At 68.8% G+C, this 15,542-nt stretch carries 19 protein-coding genes; 4 read left to right on the plus strand and 15 right to left on the minus strand.

Features of this window, described 5'->3' with window-relative positions:
• Window positions 1-31 precede the first annotated feature (31 nt).
• The 15 genes from ACHFFZ_RS03120 to ACHFFZ_RS03190 form a co-directional block, all read right to left on the minus strand.
• A complete protein-coding gene (locus ACHFFZ_RS03120; RefSeq protein ID WP_394275200.1) occupies window positions 32-1,669 on the minus strand; it encodes an AAA family ATPase in 1,638 nt (545 codons plus the stop codon).
• A 41-nt stretch (window positions 1,670-1,710) separates the two neighbouring features.
• Window positions 1,711-2,538, minus strand: coding sequence for a hypothetical protein (locus tag ACHFFZ_RS03125; RefSeq protein WP_394275201.1), 828 nt, complete (start codon window positions 2,536-2,538; stop codon window positions 1,711-1,713).
• Between the two features lie 238 nt (window positions 2,539-2,776).
• On the minus strand, window positions 2,777-3,073 hold the full coding sequence (locus ACHFFZ_RS03130) for a hypothetical protein (RefSeq protein WP_394275202.1): 297 nt from the start codon (window positions 3,071-3,073) through the stop codon (window positions 2,777-2,779).
• A gap of 236 nt (window positions 3,074-3,309) precedes the next feature.
• Window positions 3,310-4,086 carry a hypothetical protein gene (locus tag ACHFFZ_RS03135; RefSeq protein ID WP_394275203.1) on the minus strand — a complete coding sequence of 259 codons (777 nt, stop codon included), beginning with the start codon at window positions 4,084-4,086 and terminating at the stop codon, window positions 3,310-3,312.
• 230 nt (window positions 4,087-4,316) lie between these two features.
• The gene (locus tag ACHFFZ_RS03140) at window positions 4,317-4,631 is read right to left on the minus strand and encodes an Lsr2 family protein (protein ID WP_394275204.1); all 315 of its coding nucleotides are present in this window, start codon (window positions 4,629-4,631) and stop codon (window positions 4,317-4,319) included.
• A gap of 72 nt (window positions 4,632-4,703) precedes the next feature.
• Complete coding sequence (locus ACHFFZ_RS03145) at window positions 4,704-5,330, minus strand: hypothetical protein (RefSeq protein WP_394275205.1); 627 nt, start codon at window positions 5,328-5,330, stop codon at window positions 4,704-4,706.
• A 110-nt stretch (window positions 5,331-5,440) separates the two neighbouring features.
• Window positions 5,441-6,748: an AAA family ATPase gene (locus ACHFFZ_RS03150; protein ID WP_394275206.1), complete on the minus strand. Its 1,308-nt coding sequence runs from the start codon at window positions 6,746-6,748 to the stop codon at window positions 5,441-5,443.
• A 2-nt stretch (window positions 6,749-6,750) separates the two neighbouring features.
• Window positions 6,751-7,926 (minus strand): hypothetical protein, encoded by a 1,176-nt coding sequence (locus ACHFFZ_RS03155; protein WP_394275207.1) that lies wholly within the window; start codon window positions 7,924-7,926, stop codon window positions 6,751-6,753.
• Entirely contained in the window at window positions 7,923-8,123 is a 201-nt protein-coding gene (locus tag ACHFFZ_RS03160; RefSeq protein WP_394275208.1) for a hypothetical protein, read from the minus strand. Before ACHFFZ_RS03160 ends, ACHFFZ_RS03155 begins: the two co-directional genes overlap by 4 nt.
• Window positions 8,124-8,125: 2 nt before the next feature.
• Window positions 8,126-9,355 carry a VWA-like domain-containing protein gene (locus ACHFFZ_RS03165; protein WP_394275209.1) on the minus strand — a complete coding sequence of 410 codons (1,230 nt, stop codon included), beginning with the start codon at window positions 9,353-9,355 and terminating at the stop codon, window positions 8,126-8,128.
• Window positions 9,352-10,443, minus strand: coding sequence for a hypothetical protein (locus ACHFFZ_RS03170; protein WP_394275210.1), 1,092 nt, complete (start codon window positions 10,441-10,443; stop codon window positions 9,352-9,354). Before ACHFFZ_RS03170 ends, ACHFFZ_RS03165 begins: the two co-directional genes overlap by 4 nt.
• 201 nt (window positions 10,444-10,644) lie before the next feature.
• The gene (locus ACHFFZ_RS03175) at window positions 10,645-11,262 is read right to left on the minus strand and encodes a hypothetical protein (protein ID WP_394275211.1); all 618 of its coding nucleotides are present in this window, start codon (window positions 11,260-11,262) and stop codon (window positions 10,645-10,647) included.
• A complete protein-coding gene (locus tag ACHFFZ_RS03180) occupies window positions 11,262-12,101 on the minus strand; it encodes a hypothetical protein (RefSeq protein ID WP_394275212.1) in 840 nt (279 codons plus the stop codon). Before ACHFFZ_RS03180 ends, ACHFFZ_RS03175 begins: the two co-directional genes overlap by 1 nt.
• 184 nt (window positions 12,102-12,285) lie before the next feature.
• Window positions 12,286-12,738, minus strand: a complete 453-nt coding sequence (locus ACHFFZ_RS03185; protein WP_394275213.1) for a helix-turn-helix domain-containing protein — start codon at window positions 12,736-12,738, stop codon at window positions 12,286-12,288.
• 107 nt (window positions 12,739-12,845) lie between these two features.
• On the minus strand, window positions 12,846-13,043 hold the full coding sequence (locus tag ACHFFZ_RS03190; protein WP_394275214.1) for a hypothetical protein: 198 nt from the start codon (window positions 13,041-13,043) through the stop codon (window positions 12,846-12,848).
• A gap of 255 nt (window positions 13,044-13,298) precedes the next feature.
• Between ACHFFZ_RS03190 and ACHFFZ_RS03195 the strand changes: the two genes are divergently transcribed.
• The 4 genes from ACHFFZ_RS03195 to ACHFFZ_RS03210 all read left to right on the plus strand — a co-directional run bounded on the left by ACHFFZ_RS03195 (window position 13,299) and on the right by ACHFFZ_RS03210 (window position 15,459).
• Window positions 13,299-13,829 (plus strand): hypothetical protein, encoded by a 531-nt coding sequence (locus tag ACHFFZ_RS03195; RefSeq protein ID WP_394275215.1) that lies wholly within the window; start codon window positions 13,299-13,301, stop codon window positions 13,827-13,829.
• Window positions 13,830-14,015: 186 nt separating this feature from the next.
• Window positions 14,016-14,429 (plus strand): hypothetical protein, encoded by a 414-nt coding sequence (locus ACHFFZ_RS03200; RefSeq protein ID WP_394275216.1) that lies wholly within the window; start codon window positions 14,016-14,018, stop codon window positions 14,427-14,429.
• A gap of 211 nt (window positions 14,430-14,640) precedes the next feature.
• Window positions 14,641-14,880: a hypothetical protein gene (locus tag ACHFFZ_RS03205; protein WP_394275217.1), complete on the plus strand. Its 240-nt coding sequence runs from the start codon at window positions 14,641-14,643 to the stop codon at window positions 14,878-14,880.
• 171 nt (window positions 14,881-15,051) lie between these two features.
• Window positions 15,052-15,459 carry a hypothetical protein gene (locus ACHFFZ_RS03210; protein WP_394275218.1) on the plus strand — a complete coding sequence of 136 codons (408 nt, stop codon included), beginning with the start codon at window positions 15,052-15,054 and terminating at the stop codon, window positions 15,457-15,459.
• The last annotated feature ends 83 nt before the right edge of the window (window positions 15,460-15,542 follow it).

The raw sequence follows: 15,542 nt of genomic DNA on the forward strand, positions 1-15,542 counted from the left end.
GCTGGAGCGTTCGTATGTCCGGTGGCGGGGGTCAGTGGTTCGGGGACTGGTGAAAGTTGGGGGCGGGTGTCAGTCCGCGCCAGGCCGCGACGTCGAGGATGGTGGTGAGGGTGATGGGGGTCTGAGTGAGGTGGGTCTGGCGGATGGCGCCGGCGACGGCGTGCTTGATGTCACGGGGAGTGATGTCGGGCAGGGCGTCGAGGACTGCGGTGATGGTCTGCGGGCTCAGGTCGGCGTGCTGGGTGGCTGACATCAGTTCCCACACTTGGCGTAGTCCGTCGCGGTCGGGTCGCTGGTAGTCGATGATCGCTGCGGCGCGCTGCATGACAGCGTCGTCGATGTCGTAGGGCCGGTTCGTGGTCAGGAACAGCAGCCCGTCGAAGTATTCGAGGCGGCGTAGGAACTCGGACACGACGGCGTTCTGGTCCAGGTCGTTGCCGCGGGCACGCAGGTAGACGTCGCACTCGTCGAGCAGGAGAACCAGGTCGAGGCGGTTCGCGAACTCAAGGAGACGGCCGAGGGCGTCGTCAACACTGGCGGCGGTGGTTCCCAGGTCACGGGAGAGCACTTTGAGCAACGGGCGACCGATGATTTCGGCGTAGATCTCCGCGGTCAGGGTCTTCCCTATTCCGGGCTCGCCTTTGCAGAGGATGACCGAGCCCGCCGACTTGCCCTCCACAACGTCGCAGACCAAGTTCAGGCCTCGGGTGGAGGCCAGGGTGTTGAGCATCCGTCGATGCGTGTCGGGCAGCACGATCTTGGCGGCAGCGTCCTGGTCGTAGGGGTCGTCGTGGAACTCGTGGACGCTGGCCCACTTCCAGTGGACGCCGTCGTTCACCGAGCCCACCCTGCGGGACGGCGCCAGTGGGCTGGCGAGGTCGACGTAGCAGGAGATCGGGTCGACGGGGATCTCGACCCGGCGCAGGTTCCCGTTGGAGGTGCGCGCCACGCCCCCGGCTTTGCGCGGGAGTCCGTCCAGAGCGTTAGGAGCGGTGTCGGAGACGACCCGGCGGGCACCGATCCGGTAGCGCTGGCCACGGCCGTCGACGGCGATCTGCTCACGGCGCGCGTTCAGCTCGGCAAGGAACAGCACCATCTCGCCGGTGGCCGGCACGTAGCCGTGATTGATCATCTGTTCGCTCAGTTCCGTGTCGGGCACCCAGGTGAAGACTGCAGAGCGCATGTGCCGTAGGTGCTGCTCGACGCGCCAGTCGTCGCGCGCAGCGGACGAGATCACTGAGGTCTGCTGCTCGACGCATACCTGTCCGGTGCGTTCGGAGGACTGCAGAACGGGCCGGTGGGCCAGTTCCAAACGGAAGGACGGCTCACGTTCCGGATTGACGTGGACAGGTCGGTGCAGCAGGTATCCGTCGAAGCAGGCCGCGGCAAGGTACGCCTCGGCTGCATCACGCAGCTGTTCGGGATCGTGGGGAGCCTCGATGTCGAGGACCCTCAGCTCAGGGTTGCGCAGCCGCGCTAGGGCGCGAGCTTGCAGCGCTGCCCACGTTGCCTCGTGGGTCGCGAGCTGGTCACAGGCCTCAGCTGCGGCGAGCAACCGTTCCACGTCGTCGTGGGGAACCCAGATCCGGGAGGTGGTGTCCTCCACGGCCAGCTCGGCGAGCATCTGCTCATGGGTCAGGAACGCACGGCAACCGTTGGGAATGAGCATCAGCAAAGTCCTTTCACGATCAGGGGCTAGGGGGTACCAAGTCAGGCGGCAGTACGGGCCTGGTGACGTGCGATGTTGCGTTCCAGGCTCTCAATGCGCATGCCCAGGTCGCGGGCGATCGCCTCGAGGGGCTCGCCCAGCGCCCGGCGCCAGGCGACCTCGTCGAGGACCCGCCGGGCACCAGACGAGCCCACCCCCTGCGGTGCCACCTTCGGGTCGTCGATCGTCTCGTCGTCCCACGCCATAGGCGGCGCCCAACCCTGACAGCGAGCGTGTGCGACGGCCTTGGGATTCGGGTGGGTCGGGTTCCACATCTGTTCGTAGAGGGTCGCGACCATCGTCCTAGTCCTCACCGTGACCTGGGCATCGGCACCGTGGATCAACCGGCCGAAGTTGCTCTCGAGCATGCCCAGTCGATTCGCGAGTTCGGCCTGGGTGGTGCCAGCCGCTACCAGCGCCTGCAACCGGCGCACCGTCCCGGTCGCATCCACCAGCGCACCATCGGCCAGGACCAGCTCGACGGCCATTACCCGTTCCGCGACTTCGCGGCGCATCCGCTGGGTCGGTGGCTCGCGACGGCCATCGCGCAGCAACCGGTTGCGGCCGTACAGCAGGTTGGTCATCGTCGAGGTGCTCACACCCGCAGCCTTAGTGATCGTCTTCCACCCCATGCCCTGGGCCATCAGCTGGCGCACGTGCTCGCGCACCGGTGCCGCGTCGACCAGCGACGATTCCACCCCGTACAGGCGACGCCGTGACCAGTCAGCCTGCGCCACCCGGTTTGCCTCACGGCACGGCACACACGGGCAGCCGGCCACGTAGGTCGAGCGCTTCCCGTGGACGGCATCAGAGCGGGTCTGGACGGTCATCAGCATCTCCTCGTCGTACGGCGGGATGGTGAGGCCCGCGAGTGGCTCCCACGCTAGAGCGACGATGCAGCGGGACGCGTCCCCACAGGCCTTGCGAACACCTGACCCTCTACAACGCCACGAACCGCGCAAGCGGTGACCACCCACCCACACGAACCCCTGGAATTCCACCTCGGACACATCACTCGATAAGCCGCGGCGCGTGCTCTTCCGCGACGAGAACAGACAGACGACGCATCTACTCCGCAGCAGCCTGGTCGTGTACCGTCTCGACCGCCTGCGGTCCCAGAGCATCCGGGAGCGCATCGCCCAGGGTTCCCTCGGTCACGGGACCCTCGACGAGGGCGGAACTGGAGTCGCGCTGGAGCTGCTCGGCGACGGCGGGCTCCTCAATCACGTCGTCGTCGGTCTCCTCGAAGGGGAGCTCCTGCTCTTGGACGCCGAAGTGGGTGGGCTTGGCGTCGATCATGTTGTAGAACGTCGACCGGGAGATCTGCACCAGAGCCAGCAGGTCGGAGCGTGATGTGTCGCGCACCTACCCATCGGCACGCCAGATCGCCTCGTTCACCAAGGCCCGGTCGACCTCGTGCCGCCACGTGGCGAGTTTCAACTGCCTCGCTCGGCGCAGCAACTACGCATGTGTCGGGTGCTGCAGGCTCAACGCGAGGCGCTTGCGCCACGCCTTGGGCTCCTTCGCGTCTGACCAAGTGAACGCGGACAGGCCCGTGGCGGTACGCGCCGTGTCCAGCTTTCCGAGCAGGCTGGCGCTCTTTAGAACGGCGACGTGGTCTCCAGCGATAGTGACGCCGTCAGGACGGTTGTGGGGGCTCGCCGTAAACGTCTTGCTGGGTAGAACGTCACCGACCTGGGTGGGCCGGCAGACAGCGCGCGCGACTTGATCCGTTCGCGGAACAGGTCGTCTGGGTCTGTGGTGCCATCCACCACCGACTGCTCCTTGCGTTCACGACAGCTCCTGACGTGTTCGGGGTGTGGGGACTGCTGGGCTGGCCTACGCCTGGGGTCTGGGTGCGGGGATGGTGTCGAGGTCGATGTCCAGGTCACGGCCGCGGAAGCGCTTGTGGCTGACCTGTTGACCGATGGCCCAACGGTCGATCGGGTGGCCCAGGCGCTCCGTGAAGATGGAGATGTCGGTCGCCAAGTCGGCAGGGCCTCCGCCGACATAGCCGAGTTCCACTGTCGGATTTCGCTCTCGCGTGGCAGAAGTCCCACGATCTCGCCGTGTCGCACGACGAACACCGGGCAGTCGCCCTGGTCGTCGTCGGCGACGATGTGGGTCTCGGGCGCGAGGTTGCTGCCGGGATAGCGGGTGGGCCACCAGACAGCCAGGCCGTTCAGGTGTGATCGGTCGATCTCGTCGAAAGGGTACTTCAGCACCAAGTTGCCGAAGCGGTCGCGCCCATAGGTGCCCGCGACGTGGCCGTCGCGGCGCCTGCCCCAAGCCAGGGCGTTGCGGTGGTGCTGCTCGACCTTGTCGGTCACTCGCACCCCGGGCCGTTCCCAGGTGATGGTGCGCAGGTAGTCCTCCATCCAGGGCCCTCCGTCGCGCTCGAGGTCGAAGTGCCGAAGGTAGCCAGTGGGCAGCCAAGTGGTATCTAAGGCCCGATCGGAGTCGATGAGGACCAGCACGCTGGCCTGGTCTGCGATGGCCGTCTGCAGGGGCTGATCGAGCAGTTCGTTGGGTTCGGCGGCATGTTCGTCGACCAGAACGCAGGCACCCGCGGCGAAGTGGTCGTCGCGGGTGCCTGGTGTTGGTGGTGTCAGTGGGCGGCCTGGTAGGCGTCGCGGATCTCTCGGGAGATGCGGCCGCGGGGGCTGACCGGCAGGCCTTTCTCGAGGGCCCATGTTCGGATCACACCGTTGTCGCCGCCCGCCTTGACCTTCTTCGTGTTGCGACGGCCTCCGACTCGGCGACCCGCAGCGATCCACGGCTGCAGCTCGCTGCGCAGCTGCTCCACGTGTACGTCCGACAGGTCGATCTCGTAGGTGACGCCGTCGATCGCAAAGGCCACCGTTTCTGAGGCCACCGAACCGTCGAGGTCGTCTTCCAGAATCACCTGAACACGCTTCGCCATGAGGATCCTTCCAACTGGTTCGACAATAACATTCCTTATTATTTGTCGACGACACTAGGCTGCGCAACCCATTCACACGAGCTCGTCACGCGAACCAATGCTACGCATTCCAGAAACCGGGATCTTCGACCCCTCCTTGGGAAATTCAGATTCATCAATGCTCTCCAGCTTCCCATCCGTCTGTCGCTTCCACATCTTTCCACGGCGATCCGTGAAGGAGACGGGGAGGACAACGTCACGGCTCCCACTCGTGAAGCCAGGGACGGCTTCGGTGTACCAGACACCTGGCGGGACCGATCGGATGTAGACCAGCTCCTTTTTCGCACTCTCGAAGCTCTGCCCGCGGTTGTCCCTGCAGAAGGTGGTAACCGTCACGTTGAAGATCGCTTGCTGCGAGCTGTTGTGGATCACGATTCCCTGCTGAAGATCGGCAGGGTCATTCTCGGTGTCCCAGAAGTGCACCTTCGCAATCCAGGCCGTGATGAGCTCCGCCTGGGCCTGTTCCTCTTTACGTGCTTGCTCATCCTTTTCAACCTTTTCCCGATGACGGCGCTTTCTCTCCTCAGCTTCCCGCACAAGGCGATCCCTGCGTAGCTGCCAAAGTGCGACCACAACGGCCAGCACCGTTCCGATAGCGCCCGCCCAGGTTCCCCAATCTCCCCAAGGTCGAGCTGCCCACCACTGCCAGTCCATAGTCATAGACCGATTCCTTTCCTCTGACTGGCTGGGATTCTCGCAGCTCACTGAGCCGCCCCGCATGGGGTGCCACGCCGGTGGCGCCCTGGGTGTCGGGGTGCTCCCGGCGGGTGTCAGCGGGTGGGGGTGGTGGTGATGATGTCGAGCAGGCTTGCGTGGAGTTGTGCCTCGGTGGTGGTGGCGGTGTTGAGGATGCCGGGGGTGGCGGTGTCGGTGACGACGGTGAGGTGGGCGCGGTGTCGCGAGAGCATGACGCAGGCGCGGCCAAGGTCGGTGCCGAAGGTGGTGGGGTCGCGGTATCCGGCCAGCGGGTGGAGGGCGACGACGGCGGCGCGTTCGAGGCCTTGGAGGCTGTTGGCGGTGCCGATGAGGATGTCGGGGTGGTCGGGCAGCAGGGCGCGGATGGTGGCTGCTTGTGAGACGTGGGGGGTGACCACGGCGAGGTCGTTCCCGGTGAGGGGGCGGGTGCCGGTGGGGGTGGTGTAGTTGGCGCGCAGCAGGTCGCGGGTGAGGCTGGCGCAGGCGTGGGCGAGTGCGGGGTCAGTGGGGCCGTTGGTGGCGGCGACGGGGGTGTGGGCGAGTTCGGGCAGCGCGTTGCCGTCGAGGGTGAGGTGCTCAGGAGGGCGGCGGCTGGTGAAGGGCAGGTCGGGGTAGAAGACGGGCTGGATCAGTGCGGTGGTGTCAGGTCCGAGTCGGTAGGTGTGGCGCAGGGCGACGGTGGACAGGGCGGTGCCGTGGGCGGCGGTCAGGGCGGTGGGGCTGGGCAGGTGGGGGCCGGTGGGCTGGTCGGCCCAGCGGTTGGTGGGGCCGGTGACGACGGGGTCGATTTGGCCGGGGTCGCCGACGGCGACGAGCTGGGTGGCGAGCGCGCCGAGTGCGCCAAGGTCGGCGTAGGTGGCCTGCCATGCCTCGTCCACCATCAGCACGTCGCAGTAGTCGTGCTGGGGGTCCGACAGGAGCCAGCGGGCGGTGGTGGCGATGGACACGCCGCCACCGGAGCCGGTGAATCCGGTGCGGCCTTCCATGATGCCGACCGGGCCAGAGCCAAGGTCCGGGTAGGGGGTGTTGCGTCCCCAGCGCAGGCGGGCCGGGTAGTTGAGGCTGTTGAACCGGGTGGCGAGTTCGACGGCTTGCGCGCGGGTCTGGGCAGCTATGCCGACGCGCAGCCCGGCGCGGTGCGCGAGGGTGGCGGCGAGCAGGACGACCAGACGCGACTTCCCGGAGCCGGGCGGCGCGGGCACGACCACGGCGGGGTCACCGGACCAGACCGACAGGAGCACTCCGGCGGTGATCGGATCGTCAAGGATTTCGTGCCCGGCCCATGTGGGGGCGATGGGCGCGGTGGCGGGCACCGGCGGCGGGGTGGGCTGGTCGTCGTCGCGGTCGGGGACGCCGGGGGTGGCGGTGGGCATGTGGAGCATGGTCAGTCCTGTTCGGGGTCGGCGGCGGCAACGAGCACGTCGAGGGGCACGTCGCGGCGGATGGTGGTGGGGGGCATTCCGGTACTCAGCCAGGAGCGGCGGGCCGCGTAGAGCTGGGCGTAGTTGCGGCGGCGGGTGAAGGTGCCGCGCTGGTTGGGGGCGGCTTCGCGGATGGTGAAGGGGCCGGGGGTCAGGGTCGCCTCGCGGGGGAAGGACAGGTCGAGGTGGAGCCGCCCGGCCTGCACGGTGGCCGATTCGATGGTGCAGCCCAAGCGGCTGGTGTCGGCCTCAGGGCCACCGTGCCAGCCGGTGCACACGGTCTGGGCGGACAGGCGCACGTCGAGCCGGTCACAGTCGAGCACGGCTCGCCTACGGGTGTTCTTGGTCTTGCGGGGCGTCGGGGTGAGGATGCCGTGAGCGACGTGGCCGGTGTGGACGGCGCGCATGCGCCACACGGGATCGTCCATCAGTGCCGCCTCCCACAGTTCGGCGGCCGAGCAGCGGTCGAACAAGGCGAGCGCGGCGCGGGCGGGGGTGTCGGTGACGCGCCAGTCGTACCCGGCGCTGTGGCGGTTCTGGGCGGCGATCCATGCGTAGGTGGCGGACTCGGCAAGGTTTCCCAGCAGCGGCAGCGGCACCCCGGCGACCAGCAAGGCATGTGCATCGTGCAGGGCGGCGAGGTCGTCACCGATCCCCAGCCACGCCCGCCACGTCGTGGCACTGGCCTCGGTGCTAGGGGCCGCGCCGGTCACCCAGCGGGTACGGCAGGCGTCGGCCAGGACGTACCCGGCGCGGGCGTCGGGAAAGTCGGCCCGGTCGAGGGTCCAGGCGAGATGGGCGGCGACGGCAGCACGGTCCCCCTGTCGGGGAGCGGACGCGGCGAGCCGGGCCAGCGCGTGCGCAGTGGCCGGGGTGTCAGTGAGCACCTGCACGGGGCTGTCGGCGTCGATCGTGACGCCCATGCAGCCGAGCAGGTCGAGCGCAGCCGCACCCATCGCCGTGCGCGGCGCACCGCCGGGAGCGCAGCAAGTGACGGCGACGGTGTTGGTGGTGGCGGTGGCGCGCACGGCGAGGGTGCGGGGTGCGGCGGGGATGGTCGAGTGGTGCAGGCGGGGGGCGACGGTGCCGGTGTGGGCGGCGCGCAGTCGCAGCCCAAGGTCGAAGGCTTCGGCGCTCACTGGTCGTCTCCTGTCTGGATGGTGGGGCGGGGTCGGGGCTGGGGTGCCCGGTTGGGGGCGGCGTAGCCGTCGCGCAGGGCGGCGGCGAGGTGGCTTGGGGCCGGGTGGGTGCCCCGCGCCACGCTGGTGGCGTGGGCGGGGTCGATCCCGGTTCCGGCGAGGATTCGGGCCGTGTAGGCGGTGAGCGTGTCCGGCATGGCTACCGTCCGGGGGTGATGTGGACGGTGGTGGCCCAGTCGGGGGTGCCGGTCGGCTCGCCGTGGCGAATCACGGCGCAGACCAGCCGGGCGCGGGTCGGGGCCTCAGGCCACGGGGTGTCGCCGTCGGTGAGGACGATCACGACGTGGGGGCGGTCGGCCTCAGCGGCGGTGATACCCACGCGCATGTCGGTGCCGCCACCGCCGACCAGTTCGATGCCGGCGAGGTTGGACACGCGGGTGGCCGTGCTGGTGGCCGCGTCGCAGGAGTAGAGCAGCACCCGGGCGCGGTCCACGCCGCTGGCGCGCAGCACCCCGGACACTTCGGCCATGGCCGCGTCGAGGTCGGCCTGCCCCATGGACCCGGAGGTGTCCACGACGATTCCGACGCGGACCTTGGGGCCGCGCATGGCCGGGAGGATCACGCCTGGCACCCGCCGCCGCGAGGGACGGGCGTAGGTGTGGAGGGTCTGCCCAGCGGCGAGGGCCACGGCGTGGCGGACCGCGCCGCGCAGCACCTGTCGCCAGCTGATCTGCGGCGGGGCGAGCACCCCGGAGGCCCAGCGGGCCAGACCGGCCGGGACGGTGCCCCGGCCCTTGCCCCCCTCAGCGGCTTCCCGCACGGCCACGGCGACGTGGCGGCGCACCATGTCACCGTCGGCGTCCGACAGAGGGCCACGGCCGTCCACGTCCACATCAGCGGGCAGCTCGACCGGCGAGGCCCACGTGCCCGCACCGGAGCCGCAGCCCTCCCCTGCCGACGGCTCGGGCCAGCCCGCCGCGCTGGTGGTCTGGTAGTAGTCCTCGGCCAGCCCACCCGGCTCGCAGCCCAGCGCCGCCGGGGTGACCACCCCGGCCGGGAGCGCGATTCCTGCCGCGAGCAGGTCGTCATTGATTTCCGCGTCGGCGGCGTAGTTCCACGCGCCATGGCTCATGGGCTGGGGCAGCTGCCCGGCGCGCCCGGCATGGTCGCGGATCAGGTGGCCGACCTCATGGACCAGCACCCCGGCGGCGTCTGCCTGAGCCCACGCGCCCTCCCCCACCAGCAGGTCGGGGTCCATGTAGAGCCGCCACGAGGCATCCACCGCGAACGTACCCAGACCGGGGGCGGCGACCGGGACGGTGGCGAACAGCGCCGCCATGAAATAGGGGCTCGACTCGGCCGCGAGCAGCCTTACCAGACGGAACGCCGCCGCCTCGTCGGTGCTCAGCGGGCGCACCGGGGCGCTCATGCCGCGATCCCAGCAGCAGCCAGCACCGGCGCGAACGCGTTGCGCACCTTCGCGGGCACCTTGGCCGACGCCGGGCGCTTCTTGCCGTGCGTGCGGGCAGCCGCCGCCGCCACGTCAGGCGACCCGGCCTCGCAGCAGGCCAGCAGCGGCCCCCACGCCGACTGCCACGCCGCGACCGTCCCGGCCGACGCCGCCCAACCGACCACACCCAGCAGGATCGCCATGACGCGATCCGGACGCACCGACCAGTCCACGATGGACGGGTCCTCGATCACGGCGAGCGGATCGGGCAGGTCCATCCGCTCGACCCACGTCAGGAACTCCACCCCGACGCCCTCACCGACCAGCCCGAACGTGAGCGCCTGACGCGCCGCCGCGTCGTCGTCGCGCACATGCGCCAGCACGGCCGCGAGCATCGTCCAGGAACGGTTGGACGGCCATGCCATGCCCGCCTGAGCGGCCGTGCGCGGGTACACGTAACGGTGGTTCGGGTTCGCCCCGACGTAGCCGGTCACCTGAGCCACGATCATCCGCTGGCGCTCCCGGTCGGCGGCAATGGCCCGCGAGGCGGGCGGCGCAGACCAGCCGATGGTCATGCCCTCGATCCAGTCCTCCGTGGTCGGGGTGAAGTCGAGGTGGCACAGGCGGTTGGCCATGGGCGGGGTCAGCTCGGAGCCGCCCGACGAGCGATCCGGCGGGTTCGCGGCCGCGACGACCCGCACCTCGGGCGGCAGCACCGCATCGCCCACGGTCTTGTCGAGCGCGGTGCCCAGCATCGCGGCCTGAGTCGTCTCGGGCACGGTGGTCAGCTCGTCCAGCAGCACGTAGCCGCACCCGGCCGTGATCAGCCGCTTGGCCCACGCCGGGGCCTCCATGTGCACACCGTCATCCCTCACCACCGGCAGACCACCGAAATCGGCGGGCTCCCTGATCGAGCCCAGCACTACCTCGCACGGCACGTTCTGAGCAGCGGCCAGACCACGCACCAGTGACGACTTCCCGACGCCCGGGTCCGACACCAGCAGCGGCGTCACAGCTGCCATTCCGCAGGCGTCGATACAGGTCACGGTGGTTGCCAGATCAGACATGAGTGCTCCCCTTTGGAGAATCGGCGGGCTGGTGAGGCCCGCAGCCGCCAAACCTTGGCGACACCCCTCACGCTAGGTCGCCGGCACCCAGGCCACCACCCGCCAGGCACCCCATGCGTGGCGGTTCAGACCTCACCGCCACGCGAGCGCTCCCGGTCTACGTGCCGGGAGCGCTGGTGGTTGTCTTCTCGGGTCGATGGGTCAGGGCTGGGGTGGGTTGGGGTAGCCGAGTTGGGATGGATGCCCTGCCTTGCGCATCGCCAGGTCGTAGCGGCGGGCTTCGTCGATGCACTGCTGTCGGAGATGGAAGGTGACGGGTTGGGCAGGGTCGAGGGCGTAGAGGTTCACGGGCCAGGTCTGGCGGGTCTGGCGGGTGGTGACCGGCTCTTGGCAGGCTGGGCAGATACCAGGCAAGGCATAGCGTCGTTCACGTTGCTGGTCGCGGGCGATGTCGCGGTCGATGTGGAGTTTCTGGCAGGGCCAGGGGCCTCCGCAGTCGCTGCAGACGGGCAGATGGTGGTCTTGGGGGTATCGCCAGAGGCAGGTGAGGTCGGTTCTGGCGCCGATCTCGATGTCGTGCGGGTTGTGGGACCAGGTCGGATCTTGGACGAGGGGACGCAGGCGAATGTGCCAGATCTGGTCGTCGCGCTTGCCCACGTCGATGACGCGCAGGATCCGGTGGTTGAAGGCGATGATGTCACCAGTGGCGAGTCGGCTCACGTAGGTGCGCTCGGTGCCGGCCGGGGAGATGAATGTGCGGTCCGGCCATGTGCTCAGCTTGTTCGACCGGATGGGTTCCTGCGGTGGAGTTGGGGACATCAGCACTTGCCTCTCATAGTAGGACGTCGGTCGGCGACCAGGTCAGCGTCGATGCGGGTGGGTCCGGCCAGGGCATCGTGTGCCTTGAGCACAGCACGCTCATATTCGGCAGCAGCTTGGGATTTGGCCTCGCGGCATGTCTGGTTGGCTTCCTCTCGGCGGGCCTCGGCCAGGGGCTCCAGGTCGTGGTACAGGTCGTCGAGAGCGGTCTGTGCCGCGGCCAGCATGTTCGGAGTCGTTGCGTCGATGACCAGGGCGGCGATGCGCTCGCCGTAGTCCGGGCGGCCGGCGGTGTTGGCGAGCTTTGCGGTGTGGTCTGCGCTGTGCACGAGGTCGGCCGCTCCCGGCTGTTCGAGCGATTCCCAGTCGCGGCCAGCGGCGATCATGCGAGCCAGCAGGTCGTGGTCCTGCCCAGAGGCTTCAAGGGCGAGGAGCCGCTCGAGCTCTCCCTGTGCGCGGACGTGGTGGAAGGTGATGGGGCGGAACCATCCGGCGCGGATGGCCTCCACCGTTGTGCAGAGGGTCAGCACGGCAAACAGTGAGGCTGTCCACCGTGCGGAGCCGAACAGGAACACGAGGAAGACCAGCGAGGCTTCCACCATCAGCAGCGTCTTGCGCGGGACCAGGCGTCCCGACGGCCCTTGGACCGCCGACTTCAACCGCCGCTCGACGCTGGGGTTGGTGGAAACGGCGTAGCGGACTGCGCCGTCGATGTTGGAGGTCACGATCAGGGTTCCCCACCGGCGCTCACACGGCCATTGCCGCAGCGCCTGTCTCTGGACGCGGCGCAGTTCGTCTCGTGTGAGGATCTCGAGCACGTGATGACTACTGGTACTCATCGGTAGGTCGCAACCAGGGTGTGGCTCGGGGTGGTGAAGTCGCGAACCAGGCAGCGCCAGAGGGTGGCGGCGGCGGGGATGGGGCGGACGGACAGCTTCGACATCTCGGGATCTCCTGTTCCTAAAGGATGCGATGCCCTACAACGCCGCGCAGCTGCCGATTGGTGACCGGGCCCTGCGCGGGTCAGTTGCTGGCGGTCCGAGCGAGTTCGTCGACGGAGGCCTTGGTGACCACAAACCCGACACCCTCGACCTGGACCCCATCGAGGTCACCAGCACCGACCAGACGCTGCAGCGTCGGGCGGGACTTGCCGAGCACAGCGGAGGCCTGGCTGAGGCTGTAGAGGTCGGGGATGCTGCTACGCGGGGTCTCGGCGGCCTGGTCGAACTCGACGGTGGTCATGGCCTCTACCGAGGTGATCGTGCCGAGTTCGGCACCGTCGGCCATCGCCAACGCGATGCGGATCGCGCTGGTGAGGTCGCGGGCAGGGACGGTGATGGTGACGGCGAGGCGGTCGGGTGCGTGGTCGCCGACGCTGTGGACGGTGACGCTGGCGGCGGCCAGGGCGTCCATGGCGTGGTCGATGGTCTCGTCGGTGATCTCCTGGCTGGTGCCCAGGGTGACGTTGAAGTCCATTGGCGGTCCTTCCTTGCTGTGCTGGTGGTGCGGTGTTTCGCTGACGGGGTGGAATGATGGGAGCTGGGTGGGAGGCAGTTCGGTTGCCTCCCACCCCCTTGCGCTCCTCAGCGGGTTGGCCGGTAGCCGTCCCGCTTGAGCCGGGCCAGCGAGTTGAGCCATGAGCGGTGGTCGGATGGTGTCCCTGCGAACACCGCGATCACCTGACCGTCTCGTCGGACCTGAACGTGACCCTTGCTGGTGACCCGGGTCTGGTAGCCAGCTGCCTCCAGACCCTTGATCAGTCGGCGTAGATCTTTGTCCATCGCTTCCTCCCCTGTTCAGTTGGTGCTTTCAGTCTAGCGAATCCATTTTTAGATTTCCAAGTTTTCGACCATCTTCTTTTGAGATTGCAAATTTATTTTCAGCCGGGAGCGCGTCCCAGACGAACCAACCCCGAGCCGCCCAGCATGGGGTTCTGGCAGCAGGTATCCGGATGTGATTAGGCCCTATGTTGGGTTCATCGGCACAGCGCCGAGGCGGTCTCACCAGCCGCCCGCCTAGTCCTGAGGGGATCCGCCATGGCAGATAGCAGCAACGCCCAGACCATCACCGACCCGCTCGTCGCGGAGGGCTTCGATCGGGCCGCAGTAGAGGCCCTGACCAGTGCCCTCGAGGGGAGGGGATACCCCTTCGCCACGGAGGAGCTGCGTACTACGGCCGCGGCCGAGCAGCCCGGAGAAGACGAGCTCACCACGATCCCGTACATGTACCGCGACGCCGCCAACTACAAGCAGTGGGGCTCCATCGTGGTGCGCGGCCAACTCACCGACGAGCACCGCGTCGCGCTGCAGGCCTGCCTCGACGAGGAGCAGCACTTCATCCCCACCCAGCTCGGCATTACGCACCTGGGCACCGTCGCGGACTGGCCGTCCTTCCCGTGCGAGGACGACCACCCGTGGCACGAGCTCGGCCTCGACGACGCCGAGCCGATGCGGATCGGGTCGTTCGGCGGCGAGCCCTTCGGCACGGTCGACGAGTTCGTCACTGCGATGACCACGGCCGCCCAGCACTGGGACGACGGCCTCGACATCATCGAGATGTTCTCCTGACCAGCCCCGGCCCGTGCCCCGCGGGGATGGGCATGGACCGGGAGCGCCCCGGCGGTGGCCTCTGAGCCGCCCGGCATGGGGTGCCTGTGGGGCCCTGGTTGTCGGTTGGGACCCGTAGCGTTCTTCTCAGCAGCAAGGCGCTGCACGCGGGCCTCACCAGCCCGCCACCCCCCCCGGAGGTTTCCCATGAGCACCACCATCCAGCCCCAGACCACCACCCTCCTGCCGGTCATGGTCCTCGACATCGACGGCACCCTGAGTTCCCAGACCGTGATCGTCACCGACGGCAACGTGCCGACCGAGGGGATCCGCGACGCGCTCGGCCCCGCGACCTTCCACCCTGCCCTGCACGGCACCGTGAACGGCTGGCAGGTGTGGGGCGACCGCGACGCCGCACTGTGGGACGAGCCTGCCAACCCGCTCGGCAGCGCGCTGCTGTGCCAGAGCACCGGCAACCCGGTTCCCCTGTTCGGCCGGCTCGTGTTTGTCGCCAACGACGAGCACGGTGCGTTCAAGGCGCCCACCGTCGAGCAGGTCCGTGCGCTGGGCAGGAGCGTCTACGACCTCGCCCATGTGCGAGAGGCGCTCGCGGCCCACTGATCAGCTTCCGGCCCGCGCCCCACGGGGGTGGGCACGGGCCGGAAGCACTCCCGCAGGTCACCGCCGGAGAACGCCCTAGCGGTGGCCTCCGAGCTGCCCCGCATGGAGTGCCGGGGGCGGGTGAGCCAGAGCCGTGCGCCGTAGCGTGGTGTCCAGCAGCAAGGCGCTGCACGCGGGCCTCACCAGCCCGCCGATTCCTTGAAGGTTTCCCATGAGCACCACCATCAGCACCCACGAAGAGCTGGCCGCGCTGCCGGTCGGCACGCAGGTCCTCGACCGCGACGGCATGCCGATGACCAAGATCGGCCAGAACGCGTGGTCCTCCGAGGTCACCAGTGCCCGGCTCCTGAGCGGCGAGGAATATCCCATGACGCTCGGCGAGGACGAAATCACCGGCACCTTCACCGACGGCGGCGCCTCCGCCTTCTTCCCCCTGACCGTGCTGTCCTGAGCCGTCGGCCCCGGACCGCCCAGTCCGGCGGCCCGGGGCCAGCACTCCTGTGCCGCCTGGCATGGGGTGCGTGGGTGAGCGACACCAGGGCGCCAGCGCCGTAGCGTGGTGTCCAGCAGCAAGGCGCTGCACGCAAGCCCCACCAGCTCGCCAACTCCTTGGAGGTTTCCCATGAGCACCACCATCCAGCCCCGCACCTTGACGGTCGTGGTCCTCGACGTCGACGGCACCCTGACCCACCAGGACCACCAGGTCCACGACGATGCGACCGCGCAGGCCGCGATCCGCGCCGCGATCGGCAAGAACACCACCACTCTGCGCAAGGTCGGCAGCCTGTACGACATGGATGTGTGGGCCGCAGCCCACACCGGCCCCGACGAGGCCCCGGCCAACATCCCGGCCAACTGCTTCGTCGCAATCCAGGGCGACCTCGAGACCTTGGCCATGGGCCGCGTCGCGTTCGTCACCACCGACCCTGACGGACAGTACGTCAGCCCCAGCACGATGCAGTTCGGCTCGCTCTCCACCCTCGCCAAGAAGTGGAAGCTGCTCAAGGAGTCGCCCCAGCAGGAGGCCTGATCCTCCGCCCCCCCAAGGCCGCTTCCGGCCCGTGCCCCGCGGGGGGGTGGGTGAGCACGGGCCGTAAGCCCCCTCGAAGACGT

The organism is Luteococcus sp. (assembly GCF_043424415.1).
Lineage (GTDB): Bacteria > Actinomycetota > Actinomycetes > Propionibacteriales > Propionibacteriaceae > Luteococcus.